Below are 9,653 nucleotides of genomic sequence, written 5' to 3' on the forward strand. Positions count from 1 at the left end.
CGAAGCCTCCGCGGGGCAGGCGCGGCGGCGCGCCGCGGGGCCAGGTGAAGCCCGCGGCGGCGCCCGTAGGCCCGCCGCCGACCGAGGGCGAAGCCGAGGACGCGGACGCCTTGGCGCGGCGCTTCGGCCTGGACGAGGAGGACGAAGCCGATGGGCGCTGACGACCGCAATCCGTGGACCCTGTCACGGCGGTTCTACCCGACGCCCGAGGCGAAGCGCGCCGTCGAGCTGATCGAGCACACCCTGCGGAACGGATGGAAGGCCGACCACTGCACGTCGATGCTGCTGCTCGGGGAGCCTCGCGTCGGCAAGACGCACGCCATCAAGCGCTTCCTGCGGCTCCAGGCGGCGCAGCCGCCCGAGAACCGAGTGAACGTGGCGGTGATCGACGTTCCGGCCGGATGCACCCTGCCAGTATTCATCACCGCGTTCCTGCGCGCCCTTCGCGACCCGAAGCCCGCCAAGGGCGACGCCGACGAGCGGTTCGACAGGGCCGTCGGGCACATCGGGCGCCAGCGCATCGACGGCATCGTCATCGACGAGGCGCAGCGCCTCGTGGACGTGCGGCGCGGCATGCCCAAGAAGGACGTCCTGGATTGGGTGGTGTCTCTGCTGAACCGCCGCGTCTGCCCGATCGTGTTCGCGGGGACGCCACGCTTTCGCCTGGCGTTCGAGGGACACGACGAGATGGTCGGGCGGACCGGGCCGTCCATCCTGATGAAGCCCTACGACTGGGAGGACAAGGAGCGCCGCGGCGAGTTCCGGGGCATCCTCGCGATGATGGATCGCGACCTCGGGATGGACGAGCGGTCCAGGCTCGGCGATCCGGAGATGGCCTACCGGATGTGGCTCGCGAGCCGGGGCAAGCTCGGCCTCGTGGTCCGCATCCTGGACGAGGCGCGCGGACGGGCCGTGTCCGAGGGCAGGCCATGCGTGACGGTGGACCACCTCGCGGCCGCGCTGGACGAGCTCGACGAGGCCGACGCGCCTCGCGGGCTGAACCCCTTCCGGGCGAAGCTCGGCGACGAGGTGGAGGCGGCATGACCGGGTCCTACTCGCTCCCCGACCGCCTGGAACCGCATCCGGACGAGAGCCTGCCCGGACTGGCGATGCGCTACGCGCGGCTCTACGGCTTCACCGTCGTCGAGGACATCGTCGCGCCGCTGCGCGCCCGGCGCCGCTACGTCCCGAGCTGGGCGTGCGTGGACCCCGCGTCGGAAGAGGGCGCCGCGTTCGGGCGCCTCCTCAACCTCGACGCCGAGCGTCATCGCGGCATGTCGAACTGGCATCCGGCACGCGGGACGACGGCGGTGATGGGCGTCGCGATGAGCACCGATGCCACCGATTTGTGGACGCGGCAGGTCTGCCCCTGCTGCCTGCGGGACTCCGCGCATCACCGGGCCGCCTGGCTGGTCGCGGCGATCCCGGTGTGTCCCGTGCACGGCGTGCGGCTGCTGCGCTCCTGCCCCGACTGCGGCGGACGGCTCGGCTGGCGGGGGACAGCGGTCCATCGCTGCTCCGACTGGCAGTGCGACCTGGACTTGCGGGAGGTGGACCCGCAGCCGATCGACCCTCGCGACATGGCGGGGGCCGCAGGACTCCTCGCCATGCTCGGCGGCGCTGCGCACCCAAGCGGTATGGCGTTCGACGACGCCCTTCGCGCAGCGGTGACGATCGGGGCCTTGCGGCTCGGCCTCCCCCGCTGGAACAGGCTGGCCGGGCTGGTGGAGCGCGAGCGAGAACGCCTGCCCGAGATCCTGTCGCGCGGCTGGGAGACGCTCGTCCCCTGGCCGGGGGCGTGGTGGACCCACCTCGAGGAACTGCTCGCAGGGGCCGTGCACCGGCCAGCCAGGCGGGGCCTCCAGCGGGCCTTCGGGCCGCTCGCCGACATCCTGATGGACGCCGACGAGGGCTGGGCGAGGGCGCTGCTCGCCGAGATGGTGGACTTCGCCGCGCTGAGGCACGACGCCGAGGTCAGGGCGGACGTGGTCCGCCGTTACGGCACGGGCAGGGTCGAGGGCGAGCGTCCGCTGTCACTGAACGAGGCCGCGCGGATGCTCGGCGTGAGCGTGGACACGGTCACCCGGACCGCCGCCCGGGTCGGCCTCGATGCGGCGCCGATCGCTCCGGGCGCGCAGCGCAGGCTCAGGGCCGCCGACGTGCGGCGTCTGGCCGGGGCGCAGGCGAGCGCGGACGACGCCATCACCTCGCAGCAGGCGGCCGACATTCTCGGCGTGAGCTTCCCCACGCTGAACCGCCTCGTGGGCGCGGGCCTGGTGCGCGAGATCGCCTCGTCCGACCGCGTGAAGGCCAAGCTGAGGTTCCGGCGCTCCGACGTGTCGGCGCTCCTCGGTGCCTTCGAGCAGGCGGCCGAGGGCGCGCCTGAACTGGACAGCCCGGGACCGGAGCACCGTGTTCCCGGACGCGGCGGCACGAAGGACGGCTACGGCATCATCCGGCTGGCCCGGTCCGTCTTGAGCGGCGAACTGAAGCCCGTGGCAATCTGGACGACGGGCAGCGGATTGGAGCAGTTCCTGTTCCCGAGGCGAATGACGGGCGCCGACGGGAGCGGACACCAGCAGATGCCGACGATGGCCAGAACCGGAAGCTGACGCTACCCTCAAATCCGGGACGCGCGCGGGACTACGCCAGGAAACCTGTAGAGGCGGGCATTCTCAAGGACGTGGGCTCAGGCGACCCACGAGACGGGCCGTGCCCGGTCGCGCAGTACCCCTCTACGAAATGGCGGGATACTAAAGTCCCGGCCTGTCTAACTCAGCATCGTCAACGGATTCCGGAGCCGATACGGGCCACCGCGGAAGCCAGCCGTAACCCGATCGGCGGGCTGTGTCAGGAAATGGCCTAACCGGGACGCCGAATGCCAGGTAATGCCCGAATCTGTGACACGACCTGCCAGAAGAGGTCACCGTTTTTCGCGGGTTTCAGGGCATCGCTGTGTCAACAAATCACCCATCCGACACTCCCCGCCAAGCCGCTTCGCAGCTTGGCGGGGGCCCCGGGTTGGCGCCGCTTCTCGTTGGTGCGGCTCATCCTGCCGCGGGAAACCCGCGGCAGGCCATCGGGGGGCTGACAAGACGGGGATAGGCGCGCAGATTCGATGCGCGCTCCGCCGTCACAGACGCCGCAGCGCCTCGCAGACGCGCTCGACCTGCGCATCCGTCAGCTCGGGGAACATCGGCAGGCTCATCACCTCCTCCGCGGCCCGCGCCGTCTCGGCGCAGCCGGCCGGGCCGAGGGCCGTGCGGGCGCGATAGGCCGGCTGCAGATGCACCGGCTGCGGGTAGTGGATCGCGGTCGCGATGCCCTCGGCCCGCAGCCGCGCCATCACCGACGCGCGCTCCGGCACCCGCAGCACGTACTGGTGGAAGACATGGCCTGCGCCGGCGCGCCGCTGCGGCGGCGCGTAGCGCCCGCCGGCAAGCGCCGCATCATAGGCGGCCGCGATCGCCTGGCGCCGCGCATTGCCGGCGTCGAGCGCGGTCAGCTTCACCCGCAGGATCGCCGCCTGCAACTCGTCAAGGCGGGAGTTCACGCCCACATCGGCGCTGATGTAGCGCTCCTTCCAGCCATATTGCCGGATCGCGCCGATCCGGTCGGCGAGCACGGCATCGTCGGTGGACAGCACGCCGCCATCGCCGAGCGCACCGAGATTCTTCGTCGGATAGAGCGAGTAGCAGGCCACCTGCCCGAGATTGCCGACCTTCGTCCCGTCCAGCGTCGCGCCATGCGCCTGGGAGCAATCCTCGATCACCGCCACGCCATGGCGCTGCGCCGCCGCGAGCATCGGCTTCAGGTCGCAGGCCTGGCCGTAGAGATGGACCGGGATCACCGCGCGGATCGGCGGCAGGCCGGGCGGCGGGTCGTCCAGCACCGCGGCGAGCTCCTCCGGATCCATCGTGTAGGTATCCGGATCGATGTCGAGCAGCAGCGGCGTCGCGCCGACCATCTCGATCGCGGCCACCGTCGCGACAGCGGTGTGCGACACGGTGACGACCGTCGCACCCGGGCCGATGCCGAGGCCCCGCATCGCCAGCGTCAGCGCATCCGTGCCGTTGGCGCAGCCGATGGCGCGCGCCGCACCCTGCCAGGCGGCGAATTCCTTCTCGAAGGCCTCGCCCTCCTTGCCGAGGATGTACCAGCCGGAGGCCAGCGCGCGCGCCACGGCGGCGTCGATCTCGGCCTTCTGCGCGCGGTAGCCGGCGCCGGGATCGGCCTGCGGGACGGTGATGGTCGTCGCGTTCATCGTGATGGGCCCCTCTCTCAGGCCGTGTATTCGCCGAGCCGCGGCCGGTACCACTCCAGCGAGCGGCGCAGCCCCTCATCCAGATCGACGCGCGGCCACCAGCCGGTCGCGGCGCGGAAGGCGCGGTCGTCAGCCGCGAAGCTGCCGATGTCGATCGGCGCGCGGTCGGCCGGGAATTCCTTGATCTCGTAGGCGCCCTTGCCGCCATTGGCCGCGATCAGCCGCTCCGCCAGGTCGCGCAGCGACAGCGGCGGGCTGCCGCCGATGTTGAACACCTTGCCGCCGACCTCCGGCCGGTGCGCCTGCTGCGCCGCGCGCAGAAAGGCCTCCACCACGTCGTCGAGATAGGCGAGGTCGCGCAGCTGCTCGCCGCCCCAGACCTCGAAGGGCTCGCCTTCCAGCACGCGGCGGATCCAGATGCCGAGGAAGGTCTGCCGCGCATCCCTGATCCGCAGCCGCGGGCCGTAGCAGTTGGTCAGGCGCAGCGAGACCACCGGGCGATGGTGGACGCGGCTTTCCAGCAGCCAGTACTGCTCGCCCGCCCATTTGCTCACGCCGTTCGCGTCGGGCGGGTTGACCGTGTGCTTCTCGTCCACCGGCAGGTATTGCGGGCGGCCGTAGAACTGGCGCGTCGAGGCGTGCACCACGACGGCCTTCGGCGCCGCCTCCCGCATGGCGGCGATCAGCCGCACCTGCGCGACCGCGTTGATGGCGATGTCGGCGACGGGGTCGCGCTGGCCGCCCATGTGGCTGGTCTGCGCCGCCATGTTGAACAGCACGTCGATGCCCTGGCAGAGCGAATGCAGCTCGGCGTCGCGGATGTCGCCGCGCACCAGCATCACGTTGCTGCCTTCGAGGTTGAGCGGGCTCGCGCCCCCGTCCGGCACCATGGCGTCGAGGGCCACGACGCGCGCGCCCTCGGCGGCCAGCGCATGGCAGATCCCGCTGCCGAGGAACCCTGCCCCGCCCGTCACCAACACGCGCTTGCCGCGCCAGCCTTCCGTCATCATTCGTCCGTTCCTGCCGGGCCCACATAGCCCAACCCGGCGCCAGGCTGCCAATCACGCGCCGCAGCCACGATGGCAAGCTGGGCCTGGATTGCGGCGGAAGCGCGACCGCGCCCCGGCGCCTTCATGGTGGCGTCTCCGGCCCATTCGGCGGGTGGCGTTCGCGCCGTTCCGGCTGCGTCTCGGCCTCCTCGGCATGGGGCCGGCTGCGACGCGCCCGAAGGATCTCCGCCACTCCGAACAGCAGCAGCAACTGGCCTGCGATCACCTGGATGCTGGCCAGCACGCGGATGCCGTCGTCATGCGGATGGATGTCGCCGTAGCCGACGGTGGACAGCGTCGCGATCGAGAAATGCAGCGCGTCGGCATAGGTGATCCGCGTCGCCCCGCTCGGCTGGTTGAAGAGCGGATCGGCCGACAGACCGTCGGCGATCCGATAGGCCGCGGCGAAGACGATCACCAGCAGCGCGTACATCAACAGGAAGGCGGTCGCCGGCACCGTCAGGTGGCGCAGGCGCTCCGTGATCTCCTCCATGATGAGCGCGACGTCCACCAGCAGCAGCACGACGTCGCGCACCGACCGCGCCACGATGGCGGAGATCAGGCCCATCGCGCCGACCAGCGCGGCGCCCTGCATGGTCGGGCTCAGCCGGTTGATCGGCAAGGCGAAGCAGACCAGCCCGATCGCGGCGGTCGCCAGGATCCAGCCCAGCGTGTGCGGCAACTCCTCGAGCGTATGGCTGTCGTGGTGCGACACGACCGAGACCAGCTCGCGTCGCCGCCACCAGGCCATGCCGAGGAAGGCCAGCACCGGCAGGAGGAAGGCGGGCGCCCGGGCCCATTCGGGCGAGAGCGGGAACTGCGCCCGGCCGAGCACCACGAAGAGCGTGGCGTAGATCGCGAGGCCCGTCGCCGTCCCGAAGGCGAAGTGCAGCCCGCGCGGGAACAGCCAGTACAGGAAGCCGAGCCCGAGCGCCGCCGCGCCCACCACCGCCACCGGCATGAGCTGCCCGTGGTCGCCCACGCCCCAGGCGGTCAGCACCGCCAGGATCACGGTGAAGGCGACGGCGCGCAGCCAGGTGAGGACCCGGGCGGCGGCGCGGTGGCGCCGGCCCGTCATCGCGGCGCGAGCGCGACACCGGTGATCTCCACCTTCCAGTCGGGGTCCACCAGCGGCGCCTCGATCGTCATCCGCGCCGGCTTGTGCGCCGGGTCGAGCCAGGCGTCCCAGGCGCGGTTCATGGCCGGCGCGTCGGCGATGTCGGCCAGCACCACCGTCACCGACAGCAGCGCGCGCTTGTCGGTTCCGGCCTCGGCCAGCAGCGCGTCGATCTGGCGCAGGATGTCGGCGGTCTGGCCCTCGGTATCGAGCGTCGCGTCGTCCGCGACCTGCCCGGCCAGCCAGACGAAGCCACCCGCGACCACGGCGCCCGACAGGCGCGATTCCTCGGCGATGCGGCGGATGGTCATGCTTCCCTCCGGTTACGGCGCCGGTCTAATCCTGGCGCCCGGGGGTGAGAGTGACATGCAGGGGTTTCTCGACAAGGTCATCCTGAGCAGCCGCTGGCTTCTGGCGGTGTTCTTCGTCGGCCTGGCCGCGGCGCTCGCCGTCTACGCCGTGCGGTTCCTGTACAAGCTGTGGAAGTTCGCCGTTGGCGTGCTGACCACCGAGGACACGCGCCACCTGATCGAGCTGCTGCACCTGCTCGATTCGGCGCTCGTCGCCTCCCTCGTGGTGATGGTGGCGATCTCCTCCTACGACAGCCTGGTCTCGCGGCTCACGACCGACGAGGCGGAGCGCAAGACGTCCTGGGTCGCGACCATCGATCCGGGGAACCTCAAGGTGAAGCTCGCGACCGCGCTGGTCGCGATCTCCTCGATCCACATCCTGCAGATCTTCATGGAACTCGACGAGTACAGCGACCGCGCCGTCACCTGGACGGTGATCCTGCACGGCGCGTTCCTGGCCGGCGTGCTGGTGCTCGGCGCGCTCGACCGTCTGCAGGGAAAGAAATAGCCGGTCAGCCGGCGAGATGCGGGCGGCGCAGCCAGCGCGCGGCCAGCCCGTCGACGGGACCAGCGAGGACCGACAGCGCCCAGGCCAGCCCGGCCGTCAGCACGATCGCCGGGCCGGACGGCAGGTCGAGGTGGTAGGAGGCCAGCAGCCCGGCGACGGCCGACAGCGCGGCGATCCCAACGGCCGCATAGGCCATGCCCGACAACTCCCGCGCCCAATGCCGCGCCGCCACGGCAGGCAGCATCATCAGTCCCACCGCCATCAGCGTGCCCATGGCCTGGAACGCCGCCAGCACGTTCAGCACGACCAGCGTCAGGAACAGCATGTGCCACAGCCCGCCGCGCGCGCCCTCGGCGCGGGCGAAGGACGGGTCGAAGGTCTCGAGCGCGAGCGGCCGCCAGGCCAGCGCCAGCGCCGGCAGCGTCACGGTGGCGACGCCCGCCATCAGCAGCAGCGCCTCGTCATCCACGCCGAGCACCTGGCCGAAGAGCAGATGCGTCAGGTCGGCGGTGTCGCCGCGCAGCGAGACCAGCGTGACGCCGAGCGCCAGCGCGATCAGGTAGAGCGCGGTCAGCGCCGCATCCTCGCGTCCGCCCGTCGCGCGCGACAGCGCGCCGGCGCCGAGCGCGACCGCGAGCCCGGCCACAAGCCCGCCGAGCGACATCGCCGGCACCGAGAGGCCGGCGATCAGGAAGCCCGCGGCGATGCCAGGCGTCACGCCATGCGCCAATACCTCCGCCGTCAGGCTCGTCCGGCGCAGCATGAGGAAGACGCCGAGCACCGGCGCCGCCACGGCAAGCGCAAGGCAGCCCACCAGCGCGCGGCGCATGAAGGAGAACTCGACGAAGGGGCCGAACAGGCCCTCCAGCATCCTATGCGGCCTGGCTGCAGGCGGGCGCGGCGTCGTCCCAGGCCTCGGCCATGCGGCGCGCCTCGAGGCGGTTGGCGGCGGTCAGCACCTCGGCGGTCGGGCCAGCGGCGATCTTGCGGCGCGCGAGCAGGAGGCAGTCGGGGAATTCGTCGCGCACCAGGTCGAGGTCGTGCAGCACGGCGACCACCGTGCGGCCCTCGCCATGCCAGCGATGCACCATCGCCAGCAGGTCGGCGGCGGTGCGCGCATCCACCGCGTTGAAGGGTTCGTCGAGCAGGATCAGGTCGGCGTCCTGCACCAGCAGGCGCGCGAAGAGCAGGCGCTGGAACTGGCCGGCCGACATGTCGGAGACCGGGCGCCGCTCGAAGCCGCGCAGCCCGACCGCCTCCAGCGCATGGGCCGCGCGGTCGCGATCCTCGGCCGAGGCGCCGCGGAACGCGCCGAGCCGCGACCAGAGGCCCTGCAGCACGACATCGCGGCAGAGAATGGGGAAGGCGCGGTCCATGCCGGATTGCTGCGGCAGCAGGGCGACGCGCGCCGCAGCGCCGTCAGGCCGGCTCACATGGATGTGGCCCTCATCCGGCGCGTGCAGCCCGGCGACCGCGCGGAGCAGCGTCGTCTTGCCGGCGCCGTTCGGCCCCACCAGCGCCGTCAGGCTGCCCGGGGCGAAGCGCGCCGAGACGTGATGCACCGCCGGGTGCCGGCGATGCGTGGCCGTCAGGTGCTCGATGCGGAGTTCGGGCCCGCGCATGCTCAGGCCATGGCCCAGGCGACCGCGGCCCACAGCGCGACCAGCACGCAGCCGGCCAGCGCCAGGCGCGCAGCGGCGCCGGCGGACAGGTCGAGCGGGTCGGAGAACGGCAGGCGGGGCATCGGAACCGTATAACGTTGCATCCCGTATATCGGTCCCTGGCCGGCTGGGCAAAGGGCGGATTTGGGGTTTACCTCCGCGCCCGATGCAGGGCTCCCCCGACCCCCTCCTCTCCCCCGATCCCCCCCCCGACGCCGACGAGGCGCTCCGCCGGGCGCTGCGGCGCCAGCGGGCGGTCGCGACCGGGCTGCTCGGCGGCATGGGCGGCCTGCTGGTCGGCAGCTACTACCTGCCGCCGGGCTACTGGACCGACCTGCTGCAGGCCTCGGCCAAGGCGGGCGTGGTGGGAGGCATCGCCGACTGGTTCGCGGTGACGGCGCTGTTCCGCCATCCGCTCGGCCTGCCCATTCCCCACACCGCGATCATCCCGCGCCAGAAGGAGCGGCTCGGCGCCGGGCTCGGCCGTTTCGTCGCCAACCACGTCTTCACCGAGGACGAGGTGCGCCGCGTGATCGGGCGGCTCGACCTCGGCAAGATCCTGCGCGACTTCCTCGCCGACCCCGAGGCGGTGCGGCCGGCGGCCGTGACGCTCGCCGGCGCCATGCCGCGGATCCTGACGACGCTCGAGGACGGGCGCGCGGCGCGGCTCGCGACCCGGCTGCTGCCGCGCCTGGCCGGCGGGG

General features: G+C 72.1%; 10 protein-coding genes. 4 read left to right on the forward strand and 6 right to left on the reverse strand.

Annotated elements, in window-relative coordinates; all coding sequences use genetic code 11:
- Window positions 1-150: 150 nt before the first annotated feature.
- On the forward strand, window positions 151-1,044 hold the full coding sequence (locus L2I40_RS12405) for an ATP-binding protein (RefSeq protein ID WP_237215272.1): 894 nt from the start codon (window positions 151-153) through the stop codon (window positions 1,042-1,044).
- A complete protein-coding gene (locus L2I40_RS12410) occupies window positions 1,041-2,612 on the forward strand; it encodes a TniQ family protein (protein WP_237215273.1) in 1,572 nt (523 codons plus the stop codon). The genes L2I40_RS12405 and L2I40_RS12410 overlap by 4 nt, the downstream gene beginning before the upstream one ends.
- Before the next feature lie 521 nt (window positions 2,613-3,133).
- Here L2I40_RS12410 and L2I40_RS12415 read toward each other — a convergent pair.
- The 4 genes from L2I40_RS12415 to L2I40_RS12430 form a co-directional block, all read right to left on the reverse strand.
- Window positions 3,134-4,264 carry a DegT/DnrJ/EryC1/StrS family aminotransferase gene (locus L2I40_RS12415; protein WP_237215274.1) on the reverse strand — a complete coding sequence of 377 codons (1,131 nt, stop codon included), beginning with the start codon at window positions 4,262-4,264 and terminating at the stop codon, window positions 3,134-3,136.
- Between the two features lie 17 nt (window positions 4,265-4,281).
- Window positions 4,282-5,274, reverse strand: coding sequence for an NAD-dependent epimerase/dehydratase family protein (locus tag L2I40_RS12420; protein WP_308116424.1), 993 nt, complete (start codon window positions 5,272-5,274; stop codon window positions 4,282-4,284).
- 121 nt (window positions 5,275-5,395) lie between these two features.
- Window positions 5,396-6,391: a potassium channel family protein gene (locus L2I40_RS12425; protein ID WP_237215275.1), complete on the reverse strand. Its 996-nt coding sequence runs from the start codon at window positions 6,389-6,391 to the stop codon at window positions 5,396-5,398.
- Complete coding sequence (locus L2I40_RS12430; protein WP_237215276.1) at window positions 6,388-6,741, reverse strand: RidA family protein; 354 nt, start codon at window positions 6,739-6,741, stop codon at window positions 6,388-6,390. Before L2I40_RS12430 ends, L2I40_RS12425 begins: the two co-directional genes overlap by 4 nt.
- A 55-nt stretch (window positions 6,742-6,796) precedes the next feature.
- Here L2I40_RS12430 and L2I40_RS12435 point away from each other — a divergent pair, with 55 nt between their 5' ends.
- On the forward strand, window positions 6,797-7,288 hold the full coding sequence (locus L2I40_RS12435) for a YqhA family protein (protein WP_237215277.1): 492 nt from the start codon (window positions 6,797-6,799) through the stop codon (window positions 7,286-7,288).
- A gap of 4 nt (window positions 7,289-7,292) precedes the next feature.
- On the opposite strand, the gene L2I40_RS12440 is transcribed toward L2I40_RS12435, so the two are convergent.
- Together L2I40_RS12440 and L2I40_RS12445 are read right to left on the reverse strand one after the other, a co-directional pair.
- Window positions 7,293-8,159, reverse strand: coding sequence for a metal ABC transporter permease (locus tag L2I40_RS12440; RefSeq protein ID WP_237215278.1), 867 nt, complete (start codon window positions 8,157-8,159; stop codon window positions 7,293-7,295).
- A 1-nt stretch (window position 8,160) separates the two neighbouring features.
- A complete protein-coding gene (locus tag L2I40_RS12445) occupies window positions 8,161-8,910 on the reverse strand; it encodes a metal ABC transporter ATP-binding protein (protein ID WP_237215279.1) in 750 nt (249 codons plus the stop codon).
- 205 nt (window positions 8,911-9,115) lie between these two features.
- Between L2I40_RS12445 and L2I40_RS12450 the strand changes: the two genes are divergently transcribed.
- A partial coding sequence (locus L2I40_RS12450; RefSeq protein WP_237215280.1) for a DUF445 family protein occupies window positions 9,116-9,653 on the forward strand: 538 nt, incomplete at its 3' end.

This window comes from Falsiroseomonas oryziterrae, assembly GCF_021864505.1.
Taxonomy (GTDB): domain Bacteria; phylum Pseudomonadota; class Alphaproteobacteria; order Acetobacterales; family Acetobacteraceae; genus Falsiroseomonas; species Falsiroseomonas oryziterrae.